The sequence below is a fragment of the Caulobacter sp. ALps2 genome (assembly GCF_058681635.1).
On the sequence record NZ_CM178743.1, the window covers coordinates 4,378,968 to 4,404,965 of the forward strand.

20 protein-coding genes are annotated in these 25,998 nt (G+C 67.3%); 5 read left to right on the top strand and 15 right to left on the bottom strand.

Features of this window, described 5'->3' with window-relative positions; translation table 11 throughout:
- Positions 1 to 4: 4 nt before the first annotated feature.
- Positions 5 to 2,344 carry a TonB-dependent receptor gene (locus tag ACW173_RS20680; protein WP_492081941.1) on the bottom strand — a complete coding sequence of 780 codons (2,340 nt, stop codon included), beginning with the start codon at positions 2,342 to 2,344 and terminating at the stop codon, positions 5 to 7.
- Between the two features lie 208 nt (positions 2,345 to 2,552).
- On the opposite strand from ACW173_RS20680, the gene ACW173_RS20685 reads away from it, so the two are divergent.
- Together ACW173_RS20685 and ACW173_RS20690 are read left to right on the top strand one after the other, a co-directional pair.
- Positions 2,553 to 3,260 carry a GntR family transcriptional regulator gene (locus ACW173_RS20685; protein WP_492081942.1) on the top strand — a complete coding sequence of 236 codons (708 nt, stop codon included), beginning with the start codon at positions 2,553 to 2,555 and terminating at the stop codon, positions 3,258 to 3,260.
- Positions 3,261 to 3,271: 11 nt separating this feature from the next.
- Entirely contained in the window at positions 3,272 to 4,282 is a 1,011-nt protein-coding gene (locus ACW173_RS20690; RefSeq protein WP_492081943.1) for a serine hydrolase domain-containing protein, read from the top strand.
- Here ACW173_RS20690 and ACW173_RS20695 read toward each other — a convergent pair.
- The 7 genes from ACW173_RS20695 to ACW173_RS20725 form a co-directional block, all read right to left on the bottom strand.
- On the bottom strand, positions 4,279 to 5,586 hold the full coding sequence (locus tag ACW173_RS20695; protein ID WP_492081944.1) for an MFS transporter: 1,308 nt from the start codon (positions 5,584 to 5,586) through the stop codon (positions 4,279 to 4,281). The two genes, ACW173_RS20690 and ACW173_RS20695, sit on opposite strands and share 4 nt — an antisense overlap.
- A 39-nt stretch (positions 5,587 to 5,625) precedes the next feature.
- On the bottom strand, positions 5,626 to 6,798 hold the full coding sequence (locus tag ACW173_RS20700; protein WP_492081945.1) for an acetyl-CoA C-acyltransferase: 1,173 nt from the start codon (positions 6,796 to 6,798) through the stop codon (positions 5,626 to 5,628).
- Positions 6,798 to 7,691 carry an SDR family NAD(P)-dependent oxidoreductase gene (locus ACW173_RS20705; RefSeq protein WP_492081946.1) on the bottom strand — a complete coding sequence of 298 codons (894 nt, stop codon included), beginning with the start codon at positions 7,689 to 7,691 and terminating at the stop codon, positions 6,798 to 6,800. Before ACW173_RS20705 ends, ACW173_RS20700 begins: the two co-directional genes overlap by 1 nt.
- A gap of 103 nt (positions 7,692 to 7,794) precedes the next feature.
- Entirely contained in the window at positions 7,795 to 8,493 is a 699-nt protein-coding gene (locus tag ACW173_RS20710; RefSeq protein WP_492081947.1) for a TetR/AcrR family transcriptional regulator, read from the bottom strand.
- 33 nt (positions 8,494 to 8,526) lie between these two features.
- Positions 8,527 to 10,083, bottom strand: a complete 1,557-nt coding sequence (locus tag ACW173_RS20715; protein WP_492086033.1) for an AMP-binding protein — start codon at positions 10,081 to 10,083, stop codon at positions 8,527 to 8,529.
- A gap of 11 nt (positions 10,084 to 10,094) precedes the next feature.
- Positions 10,095 to 11,726, bottom strand: coding sequence for a carboxylesterase/lipase family protein (locus tag ACW173_RS20720; protein WP_492081948.1), 1,632 nt, complete (start codon positions 11,724 to 11,726; stop codon positions 10,095 to 10,097).
- Between the two features lie 9 nt (positions 11,727 to 11,735).
- Positions 11,736 to 14,009 (bottom strand): TonB-dependent receptor, encoded by a 2,274-nt coding sequence (locus tag ACW173_RS20725; protein WP_492081949.1) that lies wholly within the window; start codon positions 14,007 to 14,009, stop codon positions 11,736 to 11,738.
- Positions 14,010 to 14,186: 177 nt separating this feature from the next.
- On the opposite strand from ACW173_RS20725, the gene ACW173_RS20730 reads away from it, so the two are divergent.
- Positions 14,187 to 15,497: a spinster family MFS transporter gene (locus ACW173_RS20730; protein ID WP_492081950.1), complete on the top strand. Its 1,311-nt coding sequence runs from the start codon at positions 14,187 to 14,189 to the stop codon at positions 15,495 to 15,497.
- On the opposite strand, the gene ACW173_RS20735 is transcribed toward ACW173_RS20730, so the two are convergent.
- The gene (locus ACW173_RS20735; protein ID WP_492081951.1) at positions 15,494 to 16,168 is read right to left on the bottom strand and encodes a TetR/AcrR family transcriptional regulator; all 675 of its coding nucleotides are present in this window, start codon (positions 16,166 to 16,168) and stop codon (positions 15,494 to 15,496) included. The genes ACW173_RS20730 and ACW173_RS20735 overlap by 4 nt on opposite strands.
- A 202-nt stretch (positions 16,169 to 16,370) precedes the next feature.
- Between ACW173_RS20735 and ACW173_RS20740 the strand changes: the two genes are divergently transcribed.
- Positions 16,371 to 19,400: a TonB-dependent receptor domain-containing protein gene (locus ACW173_RS20740; RefSeq protein WP_492081952.1), complete on the top strand. Its 3,030-nt coding sequence runs from the start codon at positions 16,371 to 16,373 to the stop codon at positions 19,398 to 19,400.
- Positions 19,401 to 19,529: 129 nt separating this feature from the next.
- Complete coding sequence (locus tag ACW173_RS20745; RefSeq protein ID WP_492081953.1) at positions 19,530 to 20,396, top strand: 3-keto-disaccharide hydrolase; 867 nt, start codon at positions 19,530 to 19,532, stop codon at positions 20,394 to 20,396.
- Here ACW173_RS20745 and ACW173_RS20750 read toward each other — a convergent pair.
- Genes ACW173_RS20750 through cyoB form a run of 6 tightly spaced genes read right to left on the bottom strand, consistent with a single transcriptional unit; the run spans position 20,389 to position 25,980 of the window.
- A complete protein-coding gene (locus ACW173_RS20750) occupies positions 20,389 to 20,922 on the bottom strand; it encodes a response regulator transcription factor (RefSeq protein ID WP_492081954.1) in 534 nt (177 codons plus the stop codon). The genes ACW173_RS20745 and ACW173_RS20750 overlap by 8 nt on opposite strands.
- The gene (locus tag ACW173_RS20755; protein ID WP_492081955.1) at positions 20,912 to 22,261 is read right to left on the bottom strand and encodes an ATP-binding protein; all 1,350 of its coding nucleotides are present in this window, start codon (positions 22,259 to 22,261) and stop codon (positions 20,912 to 20,914) included. The genes ACW173_RS20750 and ACW173_RS20755 overlap by 11 nt, the downstream gene beginning before the upstream one ends.
- Positions 22,258 to 22,968: an SURF1 family protein gene (locus ACW173_RS20760; RefSeq protein ID WP_492081956.1), complete on the bottom strand. Its 711-nt coding sequence runs from the start codon at positions 22,966 to 22,968 to the stop codon at positions 22,258 to 22,260. Before ACW173_RS20760 ends, ACW173_RS20755 begins: the two co-directional genes overlap by 4 nt.
- Positions 22,965 to 23,360: a cytochrome o ubiquinol oxidase subunit IV gene (gene cyoD, locus ACW173_RS20765; RefSeq protein ID WP_492081957.1), complete on the bottom strand. Its 396-nt coding sequence runs from the start codon at positions 23,358 to 23,360 to the stop codon at positions 22,965 to 22,967. The genes ACW173_RS20760 and cyoD overlap by 4 nt, the downstream gene beginning before the upstream one ends.
- Entirely contained in the window at positions 23,357 to 23,983 is a 627-nt protein-coding gene (gene cyoC, locus ACW173_RS20770; RefSeq protein WP_492081958.1) for a cytochrome o ubiquinol oxidase subunit III, read from the bottom strand. The genes cyoD and cyoC overlap by 4 nt, the downstream gene beginning before the upstream one ends.
- The gene (gene cyoB / locus ACW173_RS20775) at positions 23,983 to 25,980 is read right to left on the bottom strand and encodes a cytochrome o ubiquinol oxidase subunit I (protein WP_492081959.1); all 1,998 of its coding nucleotides are present in this window, start codon (positions 25,978 to 25,980) and stop codon (positions 23,983 to 23,985) included. Before cyoB ends, cyoC begins: the two co-directional genes overlap by 1 nt.
- Positions 25,981 to 25,998: the final 18 nt, after the last annotated feature.

Below are 25,998 nucleotides of genomic sequence, written 5' to 3' on the forward strand. Positions count from 1 at the left end.
TCCCTCACCAGCGGTAGATGATGTTCGCGCCGACCGTACGCGGCGCATTGTACCGGTTGGCCAAAGGCGCCCCGGCGTTCTGGAACTGCAAGAGCGCGATGGTCTTGTCCGCCAGGTTCTGGACGAACACCGCCGCCTGGATCTTGCCGATATCGACCCCGGCCCGGAGGCTGATCAAGTCCACCGGTCTCAGATAGATCGCCGGCGTGGCGACCGTCACCGTGTCCTGCACCCCACCGTCCTGGGCGTTGTACGAGACGTTGCCGAACCCGGTGATGGTCTGGGTGATACGATGGCGATAGTCGACCGTCGCCGAAGCCGTCCATTTCGGGATCTGGGCGACCGATGAGCCGACCACCGGCAGGCCCGAATAGTTATCCGGCGTCTCGACATAGGGGGCCCGCTGACGCGCGCCGTTGACGCTGACGCTGAGCAGGCCGTCGGCGACGTGGAAGCGGCCATCGATCGCCGCCGAGACGCCGCGCGCGTGGACCGTGCCGCCGTTGATGTTGAAGATCGTCCCGGCCTTCTGGCAGGCGTTCAGCACGGTGCAGCCGTCGGTGATCGAGGTGATCGCGTCATCCGTCGTCGACCGATAGGTCGCCAGCCGCAGATAGATGTTGCGCGCCAGGTTGCCCTTGAAGCCGACCTCGTAGCTGGTCGTGTCCTCGTTGCCGTAGGTCGAGCGGAACGGGTTGGGCGCGGCCGGTGACGAGGTCCGGGCGTTGACGCCTCCGGCGCGGTAACCGGTGCCGACCTTGGCGTAGACCAGCGACTGCATCGCCCCGGGGATCTTGTAGCTGGCCGTCAGGGTGTAGTTCACCCGCTCGGAGCCGAACACATAGGCCGCGCGCGGCGAGGCCGGCGTGCTGGTGTACAGCAGCACCGTCTCCTGGCTGGCCTTTTTCTTGTCGTGCGAATAGCGCAGCTCGCCGGCGAAGGTGAAGTTACCCGTCCGATAGCGGACGAGGCCGTAGGTCGACACCGACTCGTTACGCAGCGGCGCGCGGGCCGAGGTCCCGAAGGCGGCCGGGAACAGCGTCGGACAGGCCGTGGAGGTCGGGGTCGGCAAGTAACACTGCGGCTGGTTGGGCGTGCCCGTGCAGATGCCCGCGTTCAAACGGAACACACAGGGCGAGGTCGCCGAGTCCGTGCCGTTCAGGTCATGCTGGATCAGGTAGTCCGCGCCCGCCAGCCAGTCCAGATCGCCGCTCAGCGCCTGCCCGGCCAGATGGAAATCCTGGTAGAAGGTGCGGTCCTTGGCCACCGTCGAGGTTTGGCCGAAAGGGTACAGGCCCAGTTGCCCCTGGCGCTGCAACTGCGCTTCTGTGGCGAAGTCGATCGCCGCCGCGTAGTTCTGTCGCGAGATCCAGTGGGTGGCCATGGTGGTGGAGGTCAGCTTGCCCCAGCCCAGGTCGTAGTCGGCCAGGATCATGGCTCGCTGGGCCTGCTGGCGGACGCCATCCTTGCCGTCGTGCGGGATCACGAAGCGGTCCTGGGTCAGGCCCAGCGGGATCGCGGTGTTGACCCCCGGCGGCAGCGCATAGGTGTTCAGGAAGGTCGGCAGGTTCAGGTCCTGCGCGTCGACCAGAAAGTCGATGTCCAGCGGACCCTTGCGGTAGCGGACCTGGCCCCGGAAGATCCAGCCGTCGGTGTGGTCGTAATACTTGTCGCTGTTGGGATTGTAGAAGAAGCCCTTGCCCTGGGCGATGCCCTGCACGCCAACGCGAACGGCCACCTCGTCATTGACCTTCTCGTTGATGACGGCGGTCAGTTTCGTCTGCCGCAGATCGCCGGTGTAGTTGGCGCTGATATAGCCGCTGTCATTGAACTTCGGCTTGGCCGAGATGATGTTGACCACGCCGTATTCGGAGTTGCGGCCGTACAGCGCGCCCTGCGGGCCTTCCAGCACCTCGACCCGCTCCAGGTCGAAGAAGTCCATGTGGCGGAAGTTGCGGCCGCCCAGGGTGCTGGAGCCCACATAGGCGCCGTTGACGAACAGGCCGACCCCAGAGTCCGCGCCGGTGGCGCGCTGGGTGCCGGAGCCCCGGATCGAGATTTCGCTGAGATTGTTGGATTGCAGGTCGTTGAAGCGCACGCCCGGCATGGTGCGCAGTAGGTCGCCGGTGCTGGTGGTCGGCCCCATCGCCTCCAGCTGCTCGGCGGTTACGGCCGAGATCGTCGCCGGAACGTCCTTGAGGCTTTCCTCCTTCCGCTGCGCGGTGACGATAATTTCCTCGATGGCCTGGATGGTGTCAGGCGAATTGGCTGGCGCGGTCTGAGCCGCCGCCGAAGACGCGACCGCGAGTGAAATTGACGCTGCTGACAAAAATAACTGTCGCATACCCCCCTCCTTCTGACGCTTTTGTGCGCCGTTGATAAAAAGGATACACAGACCGTACGACGATGCTAGACAAATTGTTGAACAATATTCTCTCGATCGCCGCACCGAATTTCTATCAACGCAGTAGGATTTAATCCACCCCTGCTTCCCGGATCCCCTTTCAAGCGCCAGAATGACCGTCACCGTTTTTCCCGAGGCCCCTGTCTCCATGCCTGAATCCCAAGAGCCGCCGAGCGCCACCGATCTCGCGGCCTCGTTGCGTCGCCAGATCCAGGACGACGTCATCTCTCCGGGCGAGTGGCTGCGCGAGGCCCGGATCTGCAACGAGTTCGGCGTGGGGCGGTCGATCGCCCGCAAGGCGCTGCGCATCCTTGCCGACGACGGCTTGGTGGTGATCGAGGAGAACCGCGGGGCCTATGTCGCGGCTACGACCGTGCAGGAGGTGTTCGACCTCTACGAGGTGCGCGCGGCGCTCTATGGCTGCGCGGCCCGCTTCGCCTGCATCCGCGCCACGCCCAAGCACATGGCCGAGACGCTCGACCTAGTCGACACCTTGCTCAAGGCCTCCGAGAACGGCGCCTCGGCCGAGGATCTGATCCACCAGAGCGAGGTGATCTTCAGCCGCCTGGCCAGCGTCTCCAGCGCGGACGCTCAGCGGATGATCGAGTCCGTCCGACGCAAGACCCGCTGGCACTATTCTTATGTCAGCCTGGCCGAAAGCACCGACGGCGCGCCGTTCAATCACTGGCTGGTCGTGCGCGAGGGCCTGGCCAAGCGCGACGGGGCCGTGGCCGCCGAGGGCGCGCGCAACATTCTCTATCACATGCAGAACGAGGCCATGCGCCTGATGATCTCGCGCGGCCACGGCCTGATGCCCGCCGAGGACACCCGGCCCGCGCGGGCCCGCAAGGCCTAGGAAGAATACCCATGACACTCGCGATTTCCCGTCGAAACCTGCTCGCCGGCGCGGGCGTCCTGGCGGCCTCGCCGGCTTTGGCCGCGCCGGACTTCCAGCCCGTGCTGGACTATGTCCAGAGCCAGAGGACCACCGGCTTCCTGATCGTCCAGGACCACAAGACCCTGGTCGAGAAGAACTGGCCCCTGCCCGCCGACGCCACCGACTTCCGCGCGGCCTTCACCCACGGGACAGCTCCGGACGGCGCGCTTCTCGAGGATGTCGCCTCGCAGCAGAAGAGCTTCGTGGCCCTGCTGGTGGCGGTGGCGATCGACAAGGGGCTGATCGAGGTCGACAAGCCCGTCTCGGACTATATCGGCGCCGGCTGGTCCAAGGCCTCGCCCGAGCAGGAACAGGCGATCCGCGTGATCCACCTGCTGACCATGTCCTCGGGCCTGAACGAGGGCTTCGCTTTCGTCGCCTCGCCCGGCGACCGGTTCTTCTACAACACCCCCGTCTACGCGGTGACCAAGCGTGTCGTCGCGGCGGCGGCCAAGGCGTCGCTGGAGACGATCACCCGCGACTGGTTGACGGCCCCGGCCGGCATGGCCGACACCGCGTGGCGTCAGCGTCCGGCCGCCCTGGGCAATGTCGGCAACGCCACGGGCCTGGTCACCACGCCGCGCGACACCGCAGTGTTTGGCCAGATCGTGCTGGACGGCGGCAAGGCCAGGGACGGCCGCCGCATCGTTTCCGAGCAGGCGCTCAAGTCGCTGTTCGAGCGCTCGACGACCAATCCCGCTTACGGCCGCCTGTGGTGGCTGAACGGCGGTTCCGAGACGATCAGGAGCGGCGGCGTTCGCGCGCCCGGCCAGCTGATCCCCGCCGCCCCGACCGACCTGGTCGCGGCCCTGGGCTTCATGGACCGCCGCCTCTACATCGCGCCCAGCCGCGAGCTGGTCGTCGTCCGCACCGGCCAGGCGGCGCTGGACAAGGACTTCGACCAGCAGCTGTGGCTGCGGCTGTCGAAGGCGCTCGGCTAAGCGAGCGCCCTCCTCTCGGACGCCTTGGCGCGCTGGGCCAGCATCGCGGTGCTGATCAGCGACACCAGGCACATGGCGGCCATGTAGACCGCGATCGACAGGCTGGAGTGGAAGCGCTCGAACAGCGCCGTGGAGATGATCGGCGCGAAGCCGCCGCCGAACACCGAGCCAATCTGATAGCCCAGCGAAGCCCCGGAATAACGAACCTCCACCGGGAAGAGCTCGGCGAAGAGCGCCGCCTGCGGTCCGTACATCAGGCTGATCAGCACCAGGGCCACCGTGATCGCCACGGTGATGGCCAGGGCCGAGCCGGTGTCGATCAGCGGGAACATGGCGAAGGCCCACAGGCCGCATAGCACCGCGCCAGCCATGAAGATGCCGCGCCGCCCATATCGGTCCGAAGCCGCCCCGCAGGCCACCAGCACCGGGACCATCACCACGCTGCCGATCATCACCGCCGAAAGCATGGTCTCCTTGGAGACCCCGACGCTCGTCGCGCCATAGGCCACCGCATAGGTGATGGCGACGTAGAAGCAGGTGTTGTTGGCCACGAACGCGCCGCCCGCCAGCAGGACGTCGCCCAGGTGCTCATTCAGGATCCGCACCAGCGGCGGGGCCTTGGGCGCGTCGGCCGCGGCCTTGGCGGCCTCGAACGTCTCGGGCTCCTCCAGCACGAACTGGACGTAGAGGCCGATCAGCACCAGGACCACGCTCAGCAGGAACGGAACGCGCCAGCCCCAGTCCAGGAAATGGTCGGCCGGCAGCAGCACGCCCGCCAGCAGGAAGACGACATTGGCCAGCACCACGCCCAGCGGCACGCCGATCTGCACGAAGCTGCCGTAGAAGCCCTGCTTGCCCGGCGGCGAACTCTCGATCGCCAGCAACGCCGCCCCACCCCACTGCCCGCCCACGGCCAGGCCCTGGACGAAACGCAGCACCACGAGCAGCAGCGGCGCCAGGGCGCCCGCCGTCGCATAGGTCGGCAGCAAGCCCACGCAGGTCGTCGCCGCGCCCATGATCAGCAGGGCGACGGCCAGGGCGCGTTTGCGCCCGAACAGGTCGCCGAAGTGGCCAAACAGCAGCCCGCCGATCGGCCGGGCCAGGAACCCGACCGCGAAGGTGCTGAACGCGGCGATCTGGGCTACGAACGGCGGCAGGTCGGCGGGGAAGAACAGCTTCGGGAACACCAGCGCCGCGGCGGTCCCGTAGATGAAGAAGTCGTACCACTCGATCGCCGCCCCGGCCGAGGCGGTGACGGCGATCTTGATGATGGACTGGCCCGAAGGCGGCCTCGTGCGGGCCATGGTTTTCTCCCCCGCGCGCTCTGTCGGCGCGCTACGTAATCACAGAACTTCGAACAGACCCGCCGCGCCCATGCCGCCGCCAACGCACATGGTGACGACGACATGCTTGGCGCCGCGCCGCTTGCCTTCCAGCAGGGCATGGCCGACCAGGCGCGAACCCGACATGCCGTACGGGTGGCCCATGGCGATGGCGCCGCCGTTGACGTTCAACAGCTCGTCCGGGATGCCCAGGCGATCGCGGCAATAGACGACCTGGCAGGCGAAGGCCTCGTTCAGTTCCCACAGGCCGATGTCGTCGAGCTCGAGGTCGAAGCGCTCCAGCAGGCGTGGGATGGCGAAGACCGGGCCAATGCCCATCTCGTCGGGCTTGGTCCCAGCGACGGCCATGCCGACATAACGGCCCAGCGGCTCCAGGCCGCGCTTCTCGGCCAGGCCGGCCTCCATGACCACGCAGGCCGAGGCGCCGTCGGAGAGTTGGCTGGCGTTGCCGGCCGTAACCACGCCGCCAGGCCGCACCGCCTTCAGGGCCGCCAGGCCTTCCAACGTCGTCTCGGGCCGCACGCCCTCGTCGCGCTCCAGGGTCACCTCGCGGTGCGAGACCGCCTGGGTGGCCTTGTCGACGACCTTCATGGTCGTGGTCATCGGCATGATCTCGGCGTCGAGCCGGCCGGTGCTCTGGGCGGCGGCCGCGCGGTACTGCGAGGCCAGGGAATAGAGGTCACAGGCTTCGCGGCTGATCCCGTAGCGGGCCGCGACCGTCTCGGCGGTGTCCAGCATCGGCATGTAGGCGTCTGGATGCAGGGCCAGCAGGCCGGGGTCCTGATCGACCCGCATTTCCGGCGTCTGGACGAGCGAGATCGACTCGACCCCGCCGGCCACGATCACCTGCATACGGTCGACGATGATCTGCTTGGCGGCCGTGGCGATGGTCATCAGGCCCGACGAGCACTGGCGGTCCATGGTCATGCCCGGCACGGTGACCGGCAGTCCGGCCCGCAGCGCCGCCGTGCGGCCGATGGTCTGCTGGTAGCCCTGCGGCAGCGAGCAGCCGAGGATACAGTCCTCGACCTCGTCCGGCGCCACGCCGGCCCGCGCGACAGCGGCGCTCAGGGCGTGGGCGGCCAGGGTCGGCGACGGGGTGTCGTTGAAGGCCCCACGATAGGCGCGGCCGATCGGCGTGCGCGCCGTGGAGACGATGACGGCCTGACGCATCACGCGCGACCTCCCACGGCTTTCGCCATGAGACCGGCGCTGGCCACCTCGCGCTCGGCCTGGGTGAAGCCGTAGGCCGGCACGATCTCGTCCTTGCGGTCGGCGACGCCGTTCCACTGGCGGATAAGCTGCTCGCCCGCGTCCGCGCCGCCGCCGACATAACGCCCCTCGGTCAGGGTGACGTGGGCGGTGGCGAAGTGGCCAGCGCCGGCGCACAGAATGGCGCGGGTCGGCGCGTCGTCCGACACCAGCGCCAACAGGCCGGGGCTGACCAGGGCTGGGTCGAGGCGCCGCAGGCTCTCTTCCGACAACACGCCCTCGGTCATGCCCGTGGCGGCCGTCGGCGCCAGGCAATTGACCCGGACATTGTACTTCTCGCCCTCGATGGCCAGGGTCTGCATCAGGCCCACCAGGGCCATCTTGGCCGCGCCGTAGTTGGCCTGGCCGAAATTGCCGTAGAGGCCCGAGGACGAGGTCGTCATGACGATGCGGCCATAACCCTGCTCGCGCATGATCGCCCAGACGGCCTTGGCGCAGACCGCCGCGCCCATCAGGTGCACGTCGACCACCAGGCGGAAGTCGTCCAGGCTCATCTTGGCGAAGGTCTTGTCGCGCAGGATGCCGGCGTTGCTGATCAGAATGTCGACGCGGCCCCAGCGGGCCACGACCTGCTCGACCATGTCGGCCACGGCCGCCTCGTCGGTGACCGAGGCCGCCACGCCGATCGCCGCGCCGCCTTGGGCCGCGATCTCGGCGGCGACACGGTCGGCCGCTTCCTGGGCCAGATCATTGACCACCACCTTGGCGCCCTGGCTGGCCAGGTACAGCGCGTGGGCGCGACCCAGGCCGCCACCCGCGCCGGTGACGATGGCGACACGTCCTTCGAGCATCATGGAAATCCCCTTCTCGTTTCGCGAACCAAGGTTCGCACAGTTCTTCACTAACTCGACAGTGAATGTTTTGGATAAGGCTTCGCCAAGTCGAGGCGCCCGAAAGCTAGACTGGCGCGCCCTTGCGGCCGCACACCGACAGGAAACCGGCGGCCATGAACGCGGCCATTCGTTCCTTCACGGCGTGGAAGTCGTCAGACCGGCAGACCCCGCCCGACAGCTTGTCGATCCGCCCCGTCCTCGCCAGGGTCAGCATCAGCGCCCCGGTGACGAAGTGATAGCCCCAGAAGATGTCGGCCTCCGCGCAGTCGGGCAGCGCCCGCTTCAATAGGTCGATTAGGCGCAGCACGACCGGATCGAAGTGCTGGTCCATCAGGTCCGCGCCCCACTCGGGCGTGTTGGCCACCTGAGCGCCGAGAGCGGCGTAGTTCTTCCAGCCCTCCCCGCCCTCGATGTAGAGATCCAGGTCGGTGTCGAGGAAGGCGCGCAAGGCGCCCTCCACGGTCGGCTTGCCCGCGCAGGCCGCCTCATAGTCCTCCAGCGCCCGGATCCGCCGCTCGCTGGTCACGACCGCCCGACGGGCGAAAACCGCGTCGAACAGGGTCTTCTTGTCGTCGAAATAGTAGTTCATCAGCGTGTGGTGCACGCCGACCATCTTGGCGACATCCTTCAGCGTGACCCCGTGCAGCCCGTGCTTGGAGAACAGGTATTCGGCCGCGTCGAGGATCTGCTCCATCTTCTCGGCGCGCTGTTCGGCCTTGGTGTTGCGGCGGCGCGGTGCGGCTTCGGACACTGAGTTTTCCATCGGTTTCATACGGGCGGGACGGCGGGCGGCGCATCAGCCCGCGCCGTACTCCGACCTCAGCCGAATTTTGTCGATCTTGCCGGTCGACGCCAGAGGCATGCGGTCCAGGCGGAAGACCGCGTCCGGGATCCACCAACTGGCCACCCGGCCGCGCAGCGAGGCCAGCAGGACCTCGTCGCTGACCTCGCCCTGGGTCTCGACCAGCAGGATCGGGCGCTCGCCCCACTTGGGATGGGTGCGGCCGATCACGGCGGCCAGGGACACTTCAGGCAGAGCGCAGACCACCGCCTCGATCTCGGCCGGATTGATCCACTCGCCGCCGGACTTGATCAGGTCCTTGGCGCGGCCGGTGATGATCAGGTTGCCCTCGGCGTCGATGCGCGCGAGGTCACCGGTGGCGAACCAGCCGTTGCCGTCGGTGGCCGAGGTCTCGTGGCCGAAATAGCGCTCGATCACGGAGGTGCCGCGCACCCGCAGATGGCCCTCGACGTCGCGTTGCTGGGGCAGAGCCACGCCCTCCGCGTCGGTCAGCAGCAGGTCGACGCCGACGGCCGGACGCCCAGACACCGCGGCTTCCGCCGGCGCGCTGAGCGGGGCCAGGGTTCCGCAGGGCGACAGCTCGGTCATGCCCCAGCTTGTCTGGACGCGGACGCCCAGGCGCTGCTCGATGCGATCCATCAGCGCCGGCGGCATCGGCGCGCCGCCGACGATGATGCGCTTGAGCGACGGCAGCGTCTCGCCTGTCGCTTCCAGGTGCTCGATCAAGCCGAGCCAGACGGTCGGCACGCCGACGCAGACCGTGACCTTCTCGGCGGCGATCAGGCGCGCCAGGCTGGCGCCGTCGGCGTTCCGGCCAGGCAGGACCAGCTTGGCCCCCACGGCCGGCGCCGCGAACGGCAGCCCCCAGGCGTTGGCGTGGAACATCGGAACCACCGCCAATACCGCGTCGGCGCCAGAAATCGCCATCCCGTCGACCTGCAACACGCGCAGAGTGTGCAGGTAGCTGGAGCGGTGGGTGTAGGTCACGCCCTTCGGCGCGCCAGTCGTGCCCGAGGTGAAGCAGAGGCCGCAAGGCGTCGTCTCGTCGAACTGGCCCCAGGTCCCACGCCGGGCCTCGGCGTCGACCAACGGCGCTAGGCTCTCGCCTTCGGCGGCCTCGCCGTCGATGACTAGCAACCGGGTGACGCCCGGCGCGGCGTCCATGATCTTGCGGGCCAGAGGCGCGAGATCGGACGAGGCGATCAGGATGTCGGCTTCGGATTGCACGACCATCGAGGCCAGCTGCTCGGCGGTCAGGCGCGGGTTCAGAGTGTGGCAGACCGCGCCCATGCCCATGATCGCGAACCAGACCTCGACATGGTCTTGGCTGTTCCAGGCCAGGGTCGCGACACGGCTGCCCGTCTTCACGCCCATGCCTTCGAGCACCGAGGACACCCGCAAGGCGCGGTCGCGCAGGTCGGCATAACCGATCCGGTCGATCCGCCCGCCCTCGCGCGCCGTCACTACCTCTCCGGTCGGTCGCCACTTGGCGGCGTGGTCCAGGAACTTTTCGAGCGTCAGGGCGAAGGCCTGCATCTCGCCGTCAATCATCGGCCCACGACTTAGCGACACTGCGTAACTCCAGGGGGAAGCGGAGGCGAGACGACGCCGACGTTCCAGACCCAGGGCGTGTCGCCCTGGGCGCGGCGTCGGCACATCACCGCCTCGTTGAGTTCGTACATGCCCGGGCGCAGGTGCGCGCCGGGCTGGGGGCCTTCGGCGAAGGCCATATAGGCGCGCGCGTTTCCGTAGGGCTTCCAGGCGGGCTCGCCGTCCGCCTTGGGAACGCCGTCGCGGGCGAACGAGGTCCAGTAGCCGATCATGGCCGCCGACAGCCTGGCCTCGGCCGGCGTGGCGGGATTCTTGGGCCAGGCGGGCGGCGTCTTGTCAGCCGTGCCGAAGACATAGGGCAGCTCGCTGGCATGGAAGCCGTGCAGGCCCGCCGCCTCGGCCGCCGGATAGCCGTGGTCGAAGTAGTAGAGATAGCCTTGCGACCCGGCCTCCGTCTGCTTGGCGACCAGTCGCTCGGCCGTCCAGCCGTAGAGAGCGTCGCGCGGCGCGAGCAGCACGCTCTCGGCAACGTCCGTGGACGGATAGAGCTTCAGGAAGTCGTCCGCGAGGTCGCCATAACGGGCGCGGATCTCCTTCTCGTAGGTCGCCGCGTCGGCCGGGGGCGGCGGAGCGAGGAACCGCAGCGAGCGGATCTCGCCGCTGTTGAAGCCGGCCAGGATCGGCGCCCGGGCCTGCTCTCCCGCGTCGAACGTGTCGACCAGCTGCTTGGGCAGGATCTTGCCATCGACCGCGCCGAAGGTCTGGAAGCCGGCCATCAGGGCCGAGGTGGTGATCGTCTCGGCGTCCATGGCCCGCAGCTCGGCCAGGCTCTTGGCGCCCAGCTTGGCGGCCGTCGCCGCGCCCATGGTCTCGGCCGGGACATGGCCGAACTTCGGGTCGCGCAGCTGCGGGGTAGAGACCATGTAGGCGCTCTGGGCGATCGCCTTGTGGAACAGGCCGCGCGCCGGCGGCGAGGCCATCAGATACATGACGCTGAGCGCCCCGGCGGACTCTCCGGCGATCGTGACATTGGCCGGATCGCCCCCGAAGGCGCCGATGTTGGCCCGCACCCACTTCAGGGCCGCGATTTGGTCCAACAGCCCGTAGTTGCCAGAGACGTGGTCGGGCGACTCCGCGCTCAGTTCCGGATGGGCCATGTAACCCAGCACGCCCAGGCGGTAGTTGATCGAGACGACCACGACGCCTTGCTTCGCGAGCGCCGCGCCATCGTACATGCCCTCGGCGCTGGAGCCGGCGATCAGCGAGCCGCCGTGGATCCAGACCAGCACCGGGGCCTTCTTGGCTTTACCCGGCGCCCAGACGTTCAGCGACAGGCAGTCCTCGCTGAACGCCTTCAGGGGCGAGGCGTAGATGCTGCCCGCGCGCGGCTTGGGCTGCGGGCAGGCCGGGCCGAAGTCGAGCGCGTCGCGCACGCCCGTCCAGACCGGCGCGGCGATCGGCGGCTTCCAGCGCAGAGCGCCGACGGGCGGGGCGGCATACGGGATGCCCTTGAACACCTGGAGACCGCCCGCCTCGACGCCGCGAACGGCGCCGGCCGGAGCTTTGACCACAGGCTCGGCCAAGGCGGCAGCCGGCGCGAGGGCCAGAACCGCCAAGGCCGAAACGAGAAGACGCTTGCTCATCACCCCCCCTTAAAACGCATAGCCCAGGCGCACCCCGGCCGTGCGCGGCCGCATCGTCGCGAACCGGCTGGCGAGGAAGGCCTCGGGGTGGACATAGGTGATCGAGTGGTCGTCGAAGAGGTTCTCGACATAGGCCCCGATCGTCGTGTCGCCCATGGCCACGGCGAAGGTGGCGTTGACGTTCTGGTACGAGTCCGTGAAGCCATAGGTTGGGCTGGTCACGGTCGGCTGGCCTGGCACATGCGGGAACGACCCCGGATACGAGCCGACGTGCTGCAGCGACACCGACAGATTGGCCTTGGCCTTAGGCGTCAGGTCCCAGCCGTAATTGACGAACAGCGAGCCCTGCACCTTGGGCGAGGCCAGCCGCGCGCCGGCGACCGCGCCCGAGATCGCCGCCTCGGCCGGGGTCAGGTCAGTGACCTTGGCCTCGTTCAACGAGCCGTTCAGGCCTATGGTCAGGCCCTTGGCCGGGAAGGCCAGCAGTTCCAGCTCGATGCCCTTGCTGCGCGCCGCGCCGATATTGGTGGCGAACTGAACGCTGTCGGAGACACGGTTGGCCTGGACCTGGATGTTGCTCCAGTCGATCAGGTAGACGGCGACATTGGCCGAGACCAGGCCGTTCAGGAACCGTCCCTTGGCCCCGAGCTCGTAGTTCACGAGGTCATCCGACGAGGCGCCGTTCGGAATGATCAGGTCGGCCGGATTGACCAGACTGGCCCGTCCGGCGAAGCCGTTGACCACGGGCGTGCGGAAACCGGTCGAGACGGTGGCGTAGGTCGTCAGGGCCGATGACGGCTTGTACGACAGGCTGACCTTGAACGACGGCTTGCTGCCGGTCGCCTTGACGCCCGTGGCCGCGGCGATCGGTATCAACGCCAGCGGCCCGCGGATGCCCAGCAGGGCGTTGGTCAGATAGGCGCTGTTGTAGCCGCCGGCCTCGGTGAAGCCTTGGCTGTCGACCTTGCCATAGCGGACGCCGCCGGTGGCCCAGACCTTGTCGCTGAAGCGGTAGGTCAGCTGACCGAAGGCCGCCTTCTCGTGCGACAGGAAGTGAGTGTACTGGCGCTGATAGTACTCGTCCGGCAGGCCGGTGATGCCGCGCGCGGTCAGGAAGGCCGGGTTGGAGCGGTAGAAGTAGTCCACGTCCAGGCGGCGATCCATGTAGAAGCCGCCGACCACCCAGTCGACCTTGCCGCCCGGATCGGACGCCAGCCGCGCCTCCTCGACGAAGGTCTTTTGGAAGCCGCCAGCGTCCAGCGCGAAGGCGATCGCCCCGCCGAACGTGCCGGCCAGGTCGACGAAGAACTTCTGGTCAAACTTGGAATAGGTCGACGAGCTGGTCAGGCGCGCGCCGTCGAACTGGTAGTCGATCGTGACGTTGTGGGTGCGCAGCTTGCCGACGAACAGGTCCGGCCGGTCCGAGATCCGCTTCTCGCGGCCCAGGGACGGGCTGATCATCGACGAGTCCTCGGGGTTGCTGTCCTCGTACGAGAACAGGGCCTTCACCGTCAGGCGGTCATTGGGTTTCCACAGCAGGTTCGCGCGGCCGCCCCAGTCGACCAGGGTGTTGGAATTGTGGACCTTGGTGCCGACGTTATCGAGATAGCCTTCCTCGTGCCGGTAGAAGCCAACCACGCGCAGGGCCAGCCTGTCCTCGATGATCGGCAGGTTGAGCATGCCGTTGTAGCGCTGGCGCAGCGAGTCCGAGCCGGTCAGGCCAAGGTCGACCAGGGCCGCGCCCTCGCGGCTGGAGAGGTTTGGCGCCTTGTTCAGGATCCGCAGCGCGCCCGACAGCGAGCCCGAGCCGAACAGCGTGCCCTGCGGACCGCGCAGGAACTCCACCCGCTCGACGTCGAACAGGTTGGGATCCAGCACCGTGGTGTTGCCGATGGTCGAGATCGGCAGTTCGTCGATATAGACGGCCACCGTGCTCTGCAGGTTGGCCCCATAACCATTGGTGGCGATGCCGCGGGCGGTGAAGTTGTTGAAGTTGGCGGTGGCGCGGTTCAGCACCACGCCGGGCGTCTGGCGGGCCAGCCCCTCGTAGCCGACGATGCCCTTGGCGGTCAGTTCCTTCTGATCGAAGGCGGTGACGCTGAGCGGCACGTCCTGCAGCTTCTCGGGACGGCGGGTGGCGGTGACGACGACTTCTCCCACCAGTTCGGCGTCCTTGCGGTCGCCCCTCCCCTGATCCGCGCCGGCCGTCTGGGCCAGCACCGGTGTTGTTGAAAACGCGACGAGCGCGACGGCGCACGCCGACGCAAGCAATCCAGCCTTCATGACGTTCACTCCCCGAACGAGCGTCGATCGTTTGCCGTCGACGTTGTGGGACCACGGTGGAGGCGATCCGGCTCGCTGTCAACACTCACTCACTCGCGCGTGAATATTGACGTGAGGTCGGGATTGAGGTCATCTCGCGACAAGCAAAGCTCGAGAACGGGCAGCTGGGAGGAAACCTTGAACGACCTCGAGCGCGATGGCGCCGCGGCCCTGTCCGCGCGTCCAGACCACCTTCACCCCGCCCCCGGCCCCCGAGCCTGGATCGTCCTGGGCATGTTGTGGTTCGTCTACGTCCTGAACTTTCTGGACCGGCAGCTGATGTCGATCCTGGCCAAGCCGATCCAGGACACGCTGCACGTCTCCGACAGCCAGCTGGGCCTGATCGGAGGCCTCTATTTCGCGATGTTCTACTGCTTCATCGCCATCCCGGTCGGGTGGCTGGCTGATCGCACCAACCGCGTGGCGGTTCTCAGCCTAGCCTGCGGGATCTGGAGCGCGGCGACGGTGGCCTGCGGCCTGTCGCGCAGCTATGGCGAGTTCGCCTTCGCAAGGATGAGCGTGGGCTTTGGCGAGGCCGGCGGCGTGCCGCCCTCCTACGCGATCATCACCGACTATTTCCCACCAGGCCGACGCGGCACGGCGCTGGGCGTCTATAATCTGGGCCCTCCGGTCGGGGCGGCGCTGGGCATAGCCTTCGGCGCGGCCATCGCGGCGGCGTTCAACTGGCGCTACGCCTTCATCGTCCTGGGCGTCGTCGGGATCATCGCCGCCGCCGTCCTGCCGCTGATCGTCAAGGAGCCGCGCCGCGGCGGCCTGGACGGCGCGGGCCTCAAGTTAGAGAAGGCCGGCTTCTGGGCGACGCTGCGGATGTTCTTCTCGCGCCCCACCCTGGTGCTGGCCTCCCTGGGCAGCGGCGCGACCCAGTTCGTGACTTACGGCTTGGGCAACTTCACCACCCTATTCTTGATGCGGGAAAAGGGCATGACCCTGAGCGAGGTCGCCGTCTGGTACGCCCTGGTGGTCGGCGTCGGCATGAGCGCCGGCATCTATATCTCGGGCCGGGTCATCGACCGTTTCGCGCGTCGGTCCAAGACGGTCTACGCCCTGGCTCCGGTGATCTCGCTGACCCTGGCGATCCCGTTCTATCTGGGCTTCGTCTGGGCGCCGACCTGGCCTCTCGCGCTAGCGTTCCTGATCGGCCCGACCTTCCTGAACTACTTCTACCTGTCGTCGGCGGTGGCGCTGGTCCAGGAAGAGGTGCGGCCCGAGCAGCGGGTGATGTCCGGCGCCCTGCTGCTGCTGGTCATGAACTTCATCGGCCTGGGCCTTGGCCCAACCTATGTCGGCGCGGCCAGCGACTTCTTCCGCGCCGACCATCCGCACAACTCGCTGCAGATGGCGCTCTACACGTTGACGCCGTTCTACGTGCTGGCGATCGGCCTGTTCCTGTGGCTGGCCCGGATCTTCGCCAAGGCCGAGAAGGCCTAGCCCTTCAGGGCGATGAACCCGGCGGCCATGAAGCGGGCGATCCGCTTCTTGATCGCCGGAAAGTCGTCCGAATGGCACAGGCCGCTGGACAGCCGGTCGATCCGTCCGGTCCGCGCCAGGGTGTTCATCAGGGCGCCCGACACGAAGTGGTAGCCCCAGAAGATCTCCTCGTCGGCATAGTCCGGCAGGGCGCGCTTGAGGATGCCGACCAGCTTCAGGACCACGGGGTCGAAGTGCTCGTCCATCAGCGCCGCGCCCTCGGGCGTGTTGCTGACCCGCGCGCAGAAGGCGGCGTAGTTCATCCAGTGCTCGCCACCCTCGTAGTAGAGGTCCAGATCGGTATCGAGGAAGGCGTGCAGCGCGCCCTCGACGGTGGGCTTGTCCCCTGTCGCCTGCTCGTACTGCTCCAGCGCGACCATCCGGCGGCCGGACGTGACGCCGGCCCGCCGCGCGAACACGGCCTCGAACAGGTTGGTCTTGTCCTTGAAATAGTAGTTCAGCAGCGTGGTGTGGATGCCGACGCGCACGGCGACATCGCGCAGCGTCACGCCATAGAGACCGTTCTGCGAGAACAGGTACTCGGCCGCGTCCAGGATCTGCTCCAGGCTCTGGGCGCGCTGCTCGGCCTTGGTCCGCCGCGCCTTGGTCTCGCCTGCCGTCGCTCCCGTCAAGCCGTCCTCCTGGTCTTTCCGTGCGCCGCGTAGTCGGGGCGCGGGGCGCTCCTGTCAATCGTTCCCTTAGCGGCGCCACCCCATCCGGGGCCTACGACCAGATGGCCGAACAATGATCATTGACGCGGTAACGGCAATGCTACAACACTCACTCTTGTGAGAATGAGCGTTAAGAGACTCATTCAACGGGAGGGTTCGCCACATGAAAATCGGGCTATACGGCGCGTCGGGCGTCGCGCTGCTGATCGGGATCACGGGCTTGGGCGCACCGGCCTGGGCTCAGGACCAAAGCACCCAAGTCGAAGAGATCGTCGTCACCGGCTCCAACATCCGGGGCTCGGCGCTGGACGCCGCCCTCCCCGTCGAGGTCTATTCGCAACAGGATCTGGAAAAGCAGGGCTCGCCGACGGCGCTGGAATTCGCCAAGAGCCTGACGATCTCGGGCCCGACCACGGGCGAGTCGTACTATTTCGGTGGCCCGGCGCTGGTCGGCTCGGTGAACTACAATCTGCGCGGCCTGGGGGCGGACAAGACGCTGACCCTGCTGAATGGGCGGCGGATGAACCAGAACACCGCCAACATCCCGTCGATCGCCCTGGCCCGCACCGAGGTGCTAAAGGACGGCGCGGCGGTGATCTACGGCGCGGACGCCACCGGCGGCGTCGTCAACTTCATCACCCTGGACCATTTCGTCGGCGTGCAGGCCCAGGCCCAGTACAAGCACATCAAGGGCTCGAAGGGCGACTATTCGGTCGGCGTGATGGGCGGCGTCGGCGCGGATCGCGTCAACCTGCTGGTCTCGGCCGAGTACGAGCACCGCTCGCGCCTGAACACCCTGGAGCGAAAGTTCACCGAGCCGTCGCTGAACCCGGTGACCGGCTACAACCCCGCGCCGTGGTCAACCCTGACCAACCTGACCGGCTGGCAGCCGCGCGGCGCCCTGCCCGCCACGCCCAGCGCCACCGATGTGGGCGAATGGGGGCCGGCCCTGGGCGGCATCGTCTCGGACTTCACGCCCGCCAGCTGCGCGGCCGTCGGCGGTCGCTACGACAACGCCTTCACCTGCGCCTACAACTACATCCCGTACTACCGGCTGGTGGAGAACCAGGACACCTATCGGCTCTACGCTCAGTTAAAGGCGCAGATCACCGACAGCATGAAGTTCCACATGGACGCGTCCTACGGCCGGGTGAACCTGCCGCAGGTGATGGGCTCGCCGGCCCAGCCGGTATCGCGGGGTCCGGCCCTGACGACCGGCGCCGTCAACCAGTTCTATGTGCCGATTAGCAACCCGTTCGCGGCCGAGTTCGCCGCCAAGAACGGCATCGTCGGCGCGTCGGGCTTCACGCCGATCACCTACCGGCTGTTCGGCCACGGGGGTAACCCCTATTACTCCGGCGGCGACGGCTTCGGCGTGGCCGATCGCATCGACAACAAGGTCTGGCGGATCTCGGCCGGACTGACCGGCGACCTGGGAGATATGGCGCCATTCGCCAAGCAGGTCGGCTACGACTTCGCCCTGACCTACAACGACGCCTACAACTACAACACCCACGCCGACACCATCGGCTACCGCCTTCAAGAGGCTCTGAACGGCTTCGGCGGGCCCAGCTGCCAGGCCGCGGACCTGGATCCCAGCCGCTTCGGCACCCAGAACGCTGCCGCCGCCGGCAAGAACGGCTGCCAATACTGGAACCCCTTCTCCAGTTCGTTCAAGGGCCAGCCCGTCCGGGGCCTGGCCAATCCCAACTACGTCGCGGGCAAGGAGAACCCCGAGGACCTGGCGCTGTGGATGTTCGACCCGCGCGCGGTCGAGACCCTGAGCCACAACTTCACGGCCGACCTGGTGTTCAACGGCCGCTCGGGGATCAAGCTGCCGGGCGGCGAAATCGGCTGGGCGCTGGGCGCTCAGTACCGCTCGCTGGCCAACCGCGTGAACGTGCCCAGCGCTTTCAACAACGGCTCGATCCAGTGCGAGTGGCCCAGCAACACCACCAGCGCCAACGGCGCCGGCTCGGGCAATCTCAGCCCCACGCCCACCGCGACGACCAGCGCCAACTTCCGGGGCTGCACGCCGGACGCGCCGGGGCCGTTCGTGCTGTTCGCACCGACCCTGCCCAGCCAGGCGGAGCAGAGCCAGTACTCTCTATTCGGCGAGCTGCAGGTGCCGCTGTTCTCGACCGTCGACATCCAGCTGGCCGCGCGCCGCGAGCGTTTCTCCAACGACCTGGGCGCCACGGTCTACAAGGTGTCGGGCAAGTGGAACGTCTGGGGGCCGCTGACCTTCCGCGCCTCGTACGGCACCAACTACCAGACGCCGCCGCTGGGCGTGACGCCGGGCGCCATCACGGTGGCCGCGCGCACCTACACCGTCGCGGCCAGCAACTGGCTGGCGGCCCAGTTCATCACCGACGCCAACCTCAAGCCCGAGACCGCCAGGACCAGCAATATCGGCGCGATCTGGCAGAGCCGAGGCTTCGCCGACGATCATGACTTCCGCCTGATCGTCGACTATTTCGACATCAAGACGCGGGACCAGATCGGCCAGGTCGCCGACCCGAACCAGATCGCCAGCCTGGTGTTCAACGGCGCTGGCGGCACGATCACCACCTGCGACGCGACCAAGCAGCCCCTGCTGGCCCGCATCACCTTCAACAATGGCTGCACGGTGGGCATGAGCGGCGTCGGGAGCTTCTCGGCCGTCTCCACCCGCTATGGCAACGGCCCAGGTCAGACGACCAAGGGGTTCGACATCCAGGCCAAGTACGGCCTGCCGCTGGGTCCCGGCGACCTGGACATCAATGTCACGGCGACCCGCGTCACCGAGCTGAAGACCGGCGCGACCACCCTGGACGGCGTGACGATCTCGACCGGCGATGATCGCCTGGGCACGCTGAACTTCGCCACCTTCGCCCAGGCCGCGCCCAAGTGGCGCGCCAACCTCGGCGTCAACTACGGCCTGGGCCGCCAGAACTTCCGCCTGGGCGTCAACTTCGTCTCGGCCGTCCAGGACGAACGGGTCGGCGTGCAGTACGGCGAGAAAGGCGAGAACTGGATCACGACCGATTTCACCTATCGCATCCAATTGGGCGACGACATGGCCCTGACCGCGACGGTCGCCAACATCTTCGATCGCGACCCGCCGCCGGCCCAGGAAGAGTTCGGCTACGACCCGTGGACCGGCAACCCGCTGGGCCGAACCATCGAGATCGGCGTCAAGAAGGCGTTCTAAGTTCCACCTCGCGCCTGGCGGGCGGCCTCGTGTCGCCCGCCATTTTTCTTGCCCGACTTACGACCACGGGAACCTTGCCGTGACAGCGCTGCCAGCTAGGTTGCGCTCGAAACCCGAGTGCGAGGACACATGCTCAAGACCCTGGCCTTCACCCTGACGCTAGCCGTCGCCGCGCCCGCCCTCGCCGATCCACGCCCTGCCCTGACCTTGAGCGACATTCCCAGGGCCACTGGACCGGCAGTCTCGCTGTTCAACGGCAAGGACTTGAAGGACTGGGACGCCTGGCTGGGCTATGCCGATCCCGCCCTGACCTACAAGCGCCCGCCCGTGACCCCGATCGGCGCCACGGTCCAGAGCGCCGAGATCTTCAAGGTGGTGCGGGAAGACGGCCGCCCCGCCCTCTACGTCAACGGCAAGACCTGGGGCAGCTTGGTCCACAAAGGCGACTTCAAGGACTATCATCTGCGCCTGCAGTACAAGTGGGGCCAGGGCCGCTGGGCGCCGCGCGAGGCCCAGGCCCCCAACAACGGCCTGCTCTACCACTCGCATGGCGCGCCGGGCGTGGTCTGGGGCACCTGGAGCCAGGCTGTCGAGTTCGAGATCATGACCGGCTCGATCGGCATGGTCGTCCCCGTCGGCGAGGCCATCTCGGTCGTCACCAACGCCGTCGACGATCCGTCCCTGATCAAGCCCAACCTGCGCTTTGCCCCAACCGGCCGCGCCGTCACCGCCAAGGGCGGCACGCCCGACTGGAACGTCGAGGCCTATGGCGACGCCGAGAAGCCGGCCGGCGAATGGAACACCCTGGACCTTTACGTCCTGGGCGACCGGGCCGTGCACGTGGTCAACGGTGTGCCGGTGCTGGAGGTCCGGGACCTCACGGCCGGCGACCAGCCCCTGACCCACGGCGCGATCCAGCTGCAGTCGGAAGGCGCCGAGACCTTCTTCCGCGACATCGTTCTGGAGCCGATCACCGCCCTGCCGAAGATCAGGTAATCCGGCGCTTCTCCAGCTTCCGGGCCAGGGTCCGGCGGTGCATGCCGAGGCGTCGTGCGGTCTCGGAGATGTTGAAGTCGGCCTCGACCAGGGTCTGATGGATCCGCTCCCATTCCAGGTTCTTGATCGAGGTCGCCCGCTCGCCGATGGCGGCGTCGACATCGCCGTCCCCCTTGTGGAAAGCCGCCTCGATGTCGTCGGTGTTGGAGGGCTTGGCCAGGTAGTGGCGGGCGCCCAGCTTGATGGCCTCGACGGCCGTGGCGATGCTGGCGAAGCCCGTCAGCACCACGATCAGCATGGCTGGATCGCGCTCGGCCAAGGCGCGCACGCAGGCGAGGCCGGACTCGCCGGCCAGCTTGAGGTCGACCACCGCGTACCGCGGCGCGAAGGTCGCCAGCGCCGCCATCGCCTCGTCCAGGCCGCGCGCATGGACGACCTCGTAGTCGCGCCGCTCGAAGGAGCGCTTCAGAGTCGCGGCGAACTTCTCGTCGTCCTCGATGATGATCAGCTTGCGGTCAGTCGGCACGGCTGATCTCCAGGGACGACAGCGGCAGGTCCAGCACCACGCGGGCCCCGCCCTCGGCCAGGTTCTCGGCCTCGGCGCGACCACCCAGCTTGCGCAGGACATTGACGACTAGGAAAAGCCCGAGCCCGCCGCCGGCCTGGCCCTTGGTGGAGTTGTACGGCGTGCCGAAGTTGGCCAGCGTCTCGGCGGTGAAGCCAGGTCCGTCGTCCTCGACCTCGATCAGCAGCCGATCCTCGCGCACGCCCGCCCACAGCCGCACGGCGGCCGGTGAAGCGTCCAGGGCGTTGTCGAGCACGTTGTGGATCACCTGCTTCAGGGTGGATTCCGCGACGATCGGGGTCGGGGCGATCAGGTCGGTGTCGTAGACCAGGGCCTCGCCGTTGCGGGTCGCGCGCCAGTCGGCGACGACCTCGTCCATGAAGGCCCGCAGGGTGCTGGCCCGCACCTCGCCGCCTCGCGCCTCGCCGGCCGACTGCAGGACGCCGGTGACGATGGTCTTGCAGCGTCGAACCTCGCCGCGCATGTCCTCAAGCTCCTGGGCCAGGTCTGGCTGGCTGGCGAAGACCGGCATGCGCCGCCAGTCGCCCAGGATCACGTCCAGGGTCGCCAGCGGCGTGCCCAGCTCGTGCGCGGCGCCGGAGGCCAAAAGGCCCATGCGGACGATGTGGGTCTCCTCGGCGGCCCGCTGGCGCAGCTCGGCCAGACGCGCGTCATGCCGGCGTAGATTGGCGTTGATGCGGGCCACGAAGGTCACCAGCAGCACCGCGTCCAGCACGATGCCGACCAGCATCCCCATCAGAAACAGATCGAAAAAGGTCTGATCGCTGAGCCCGGTGGCGACGATCGGCCGGTCGAAGGCCACCAGCATGACGAAGCAGAAACTGGTCAGGGCCACGATCGCCCAGGTCGCCCAGGCCTCCAGCAGCACCGCGCCCAGGATCACGTGTAGCAGGTAGAGGGTGGTGAACGGGTTGGTCGCGCCGCCGCTCAGATACAGCTGAACGGTCAGGGCCAGGGCGTCCAGCGCCAGGGCCAGGAAGAGATCGTAGCGGCCCAGCGGCGTCGATCGTTTCAGGCGCGCCAGGCTGAACAGGTTCAACGCCACCAGCGCGACCAGCACCAGCATCATGGCGGCCAGAGGCAGACGGAAGCCCAGGCTGAAATGCACCGCCAGGATGGTGACCACCTGGCCTAGCACCGCGATCCAGCGCAGGTGGATCAGCTGCAGCATGTTCTGGCGGGCGATGGCGTCGGCCGGACCGCTGGCGTTGTCCGCCGCCCGCGCGCCCGAGAGCCAGCCCGCCACGCCGGAGAACAGGATGCTGGCGGTCGGGCTCATGAAGCTCCTTCTGGGTTCCTCCGCGCGTCATGCGCGACATAGACGCCGGCGCCGCTCGTCAGCAGGGCCAGGCCGAACCAGGTCAGGGCGTAGATAAGATGGCTGTTGGGGAAACGCACGACCGTAAGACCCCCTAAAGGCCAGCCGCCCGGATTGGGCGTGGCGTCGGCGTCCACGAAATACGGCGCGACATCGGGCAGACCGCGCGCGGACGCGATGGCCGCGACGTCCCGGGAATACCACCGCCCCTTCCCCGGCTGGTTCTGACGCAGGAAACCGCCCTTGGGCTCGGTCGCCCGCAGCAGGCCGACCATCGTAACGGTACCGGCGGGGTGTGAAGCCGCGCCCTTGCGCTCGGCCGGCACGAAGCCGCGATTGACCAGCACGGTGAAGCCGCGATCGGTCTTCAGCGGCGTTAGGACCCAGAAACCGGGGCCCTTCTCGGTGACGGCCTGGACCAGGGTTTGTTGGCGATGATCGAAGACGCCGGAGAGACGCACCCGGCGATAGATCTGATCCTCGGACCAGGCGCTCGGCGCCGGCGCGGGAACGGGCTGGGCATGGATGCGCCGCTCGACACGTGCGATCAGATCCAGTTTCCACGCCCGGCGCTGGACCTGCCAGCCGCCGAGCAACACGAAAACCAAGGAGAAGGCGGCGCACAGCCCGATCAGGGCGATCGACCGTGCGCGCCTTCCCGTGGTCACGGCATCTGCTTCATGTCGTGCGCGTCGAGCGGCATCATGTGGGTGTTGAGGTTGTGCATCACCCACAGCGAGCCGCTCAGCGTGATCACCACCAGGATCAGGGTGAACATCAGGGCCAGCAGGGTCCATCCGCCTTCCGAACGCGAGTTCATGTGCAGGAAATAGATCATGTGGACCAGCACCTGGACCACCGCCAGCCCCATCACCGCCACGGCGGTCATCTGGGCGGTCGGCAGGACGTGGCCCATGACCAGCCAGAACGGGATGGCCGTCAGGACCGCCGCCAGCACGAAGCCGATGACGTAGTCCTTCAGCGAGCCGTGGCCGGCGTCGTGGCCGTGGCCCTCGTGGGCGCCCGGAGCATGGTGCGTGTCGTGGCCAGCGGCGGTCATTTCAGCGATCCCAGCAGGTAGACGAACGAGAAGACGCCGATCCAGATGACGTCCAGGAAGTGCCAGAACATCGACAGGCACATCAGCCGGCGCTTCACGGCCTCGTCGAGGCCGCGCTGGGCGACCTGGATCATCAGGGTGATCAGCCACAGGATGCCGAACGTCACGTGCAGGCCGTGCGTGCCGACCAGCGTGAAGAACGATGACAGGAAGGCGCTGCGCTGCGGCCCCGCCCCCTCGTGGATCAGATGGGCGAACTCGTAGAGCTCCAGCGACAGGAAGCCGGCGCCGAACAGGCCGGTGATCGCCAGCCAGATCAAAGTCGACGACTTGCGGCCGGCCTGGGCCGACAGCATCGCGAAGCCGTAGGTGATCGACGAGAACAGCAGCAAACCGGTGTTCACGGCGACCAGCGGCAGGTCAAACAGGTCCGCGCCAGACGGGCCGGCCGCGTAATTTCGGCCCAGCACGGCATAGGTGGCGAACAATACCGCGAAGATCAGGCAGTCGCTCATCAGGTAGATCCAGAACCCCAGCAGGGTCCCGTTCTCCGGATGGTGCTCCTCGGTCATGTGGAAGCGGTTCTTGTCCGCCTCGGTCAGGGCATGGGCTTGAGCGGCCATCAGGTCAGACTCCGCAGGGCTTCGGTGCGCGCGTCCTCGACGCGGACGACGTCCTCGGCGGGGATGTAGTAATCGCGCTTGAAGTTGAAGGTGTGGACGATGGCCGTGACCACCAGAGCGACGAACGACAGCGCCGCCAGCCACCAGATGCGCCAGATGAGCGCGAAGCCCAGCACCGTGCTGATCCCGGCCAGGATCACGCCCGCGCCGGTATTGGCCGGCATGTGGATCGGGATGTAGCCGGTCGTCGGGCGCTCATAGCCACGCGCCTTCATGTCCCACCAGGCGTCCAGCTGATGGACGACCGGCGTGAAGGCGAAATTGTAGGCCGGCGGCGGCGACGAAGTCGACCACTCCAGCGTCCGGCCTCCCCAGGGATCGCCAGTCTCGTCGCGCAGGGCCTCGCGATTGCGGATGCTGACGACGATCTGGACGATGAAAGCGACGATGCCGCCGAGGATGATCACCGCGCCCATGGCGGCGATCACGAACCAGATCTGCAAGGTGGGATCCTCGAAGTGGCTGACGCGGCGCGTCACCCCCATCAGGCCCAACACGTACAGCGGCGTGAAAGCGACCCAGAAGCCGACCAGCCAGCACCAGAACGAGACCTTGCCCCAGAACGGATCCAGCTTGAAGCCGAAGGCCTTGGGGAACCAGTAGGTGATGCCGGCGAACATGCCGAACACCACGCCGCCGATGATCACGTTGTGGAAGTGGGCGATCAGGAACAGGCTGTTGTGCAGGACGAAGTCGGCGGGCGGGACGGCCAGCAGCACGCCGGTCATGCCGCCGATCACGAAGGTGACCATGAAGCCCAGCGTCCACAGCATCGGCGCCTCGAACCGGATGCGGCCGCGGTACATCGTGAACAGCCAGTTGAAGATCTTGGCCCCGGTCGGGATCGAGATGATCATCGTCGTGATCCCGAAGAACGAGTTCACGCTCGCGCCCGAGCCCATCGTGAAGAAGTGGTGCAGCCACACCAGGTACGACAGGATGGTGATGACCACCGTCGCGTAGACCATCGAGCTGTAGCCGAACAGGCGCTTGCCGCAGAAGGTCGAGACCACTTCGGAGAACACGCCGAAGGCCGGCAGGATCAGGATGTAGACCTCCGGGTGACCCCAGATCCAGATCAGGTTCACGTACATCATCGGGTTGCCCCCGAAGTCGTTCGTGAAGAAGTTCGTATACAGGTACCGGTCGGCGGTCAGCAGGGCCAGGGTGGCGGTCAGGATCGGGAAGGTCGCCACGATCAGGACGTTGGTGCACAGCGAGGTCCAGGTGAAGACCGGCATCTTCATCAGGCTCATGCCCGGCGCGCGCATCTTGATGATGGTCACGACCAGGTTGATGCCCGACAGCGTGGTCCCTACCCCGGCTATCTGTAGCGCCCAGATATAGTAGTCGACCCCGACATCCGGACTGTAGGCCAGGTTCGATAGCGGCGGATAAGCCAGCCAGCCGGTGCGGGCGAACTCGCCGACGAACAGCGACAGCATCACCGTCACAGCCCCGCCCACCGTCATCCAGAAGCTGAAGTTGTTCAGGAACGGAAAAGCCACGTCGCGCGCGCCGATCTGCAGCGGCACGGCCAGGTTCATCAGGCCGGTGACCAGCGGCATGGCCACGAAGAAGATCATGATCACGCCGTGGGCGGTGAAGATCTGGTCGTAGTGGTGCGACGGCAGGTAGCCGGCGTTGTCGCCGAACGCCATCGCCTGCTGGGCCCGCATCATCAGGGCGTCGGCGAAGCCGCGCAGCAGCATGATGATCGCCAGGATGATGTACATCACCCCGATCTTCTTATGATCGACGCTGGTCAGCCACTCGCGCCACAGATAGCCCCACAGCTTGTAGCGGGTCAGCAGGGCCAGGGTCGCCAGGCCGCCCAGGGCGACCACGACGAACGTGCCCAGCAGGATGGGCTCGTGCAGCGGAATGGCGTCCCAGGTGAGACGGCCGAAGATGAATTTGACGAGGTCCGGGGACATACTGGGTCTCTAACCTTG

Bases quoted from the DNA above. Each gene is read 5' to 3' on its own strand.
- ACW173_RS20710 (WP_492081947.1), bottom strand. From the start codon at position 8,493: ATGGAAAACTCAGTGTCCGAAGCCGCACCGCGCCGCCGCAACACCAAG.
- cyoB (WP_492081959.1), bottom strand. From the start codon at position 25,980: ATGTCCCCGGACCTCGTCAAATTCATCTTCGGCCGTCTCACCTGGGAC.
- cyoD (WP_492081957.1), bottom strand. From the start codon at position 23,360: ATGACCGCCGCTGGCCACGACACGCACCATGCTCCGGGCGCCCACGAG.
- ACW173_RS20720 (WP_492081948.1), bottom strand. From the start codon at position 11,726: ATGAGCAAGCGTCTTCTCGTTTCGGCCTTGGCGGTTCTGGCCCTCGCG.
- ACW173_RS20705 (WP_492081946.1), bottom strand. From the start codon at position 7,691: ATGATGCTCGAAGGACGTGTCGCCATCGTCACCGGCGCGGGTGGCGGC.
- ACW173_RS20725 (WP_492081949.1), bottom strand. From the start codon at position 14,009: ATGAAGGCTGGATTGCTTGCGTCGGCGTGCGCCGTCGCGCTCGTCGCG.
- ACW173_RS20695 (WP_492081944.1), bottom strand. From the start codon at position 5,586: ATGGCCCGCACGAGGCCGCCTTCGGGCCAGTCCATCATCAAGATCGCC.
- ACW173_RS20690 (WP_492081943.1), top strand. From the start codon at position 3,272: ATGACACTCGCGATTTCCCGTCGAAACCTGCTCGCCGGCGCGGGCGTC.
- ACW173_RS20745 (WP_492081953.1), top strand. From the start codon at position 19,530: ATGCTCAAGACCCTGGCCTTCACCCTGACGCTAGCCGTCGCCGCGCCC.
- ACW173_RS20680 (WP_492081941.1), bottom strand. From the start codon at position 2,344: ATGCGACAGTTATTTTTGTCAGCAGCGTCAATTTCACTCGCGGTCGCG.
- ACW173_RS20740 (WP_492081952.1), top strand. From the start codon at position 16,371: ATGAAAATCGGGCTATACGGCGCGTCGGGCGTCGCGCTGCTGATCGGG.
- ACW173_RS20755 (WP_492081955.1), bottom strand. From the start codon at position 22,261: ATGAGCCCGACCGCCAGCATCCTGTTCTCCGGCGTGGCGGGCTGGCTC.
- cyoC (WP_492081958.1), bottom strand. From the start codon at position 23,983: ATGGCCGCTCAAGCCCATGCCCTGACCGAGGCGGACAAGAACCGCTTC.
- ACW173_RS20700 (WP_492081945.1), bottom strand. From the start codon at position 6,798: ATGCGTCAGGCCGTCATCGTCTCCACGGCGCGCACGCCGATCGGCCGC.
- ACW173_RS20715 (WP_492086033.1), bottom strand. From the start codon at position 10,083: ATGATTGACGGCGAGATGCAGGCCTTCGCCCTGACGCTCGAAAAGTTC.
- ACW173_RS20685 (WP_492081942.1), top strand. From the start codon at position 2,553: ATGCCTGAATCCCAAGAGCCGCCGAGCGCCACCGATCTCGCGGCCTCG.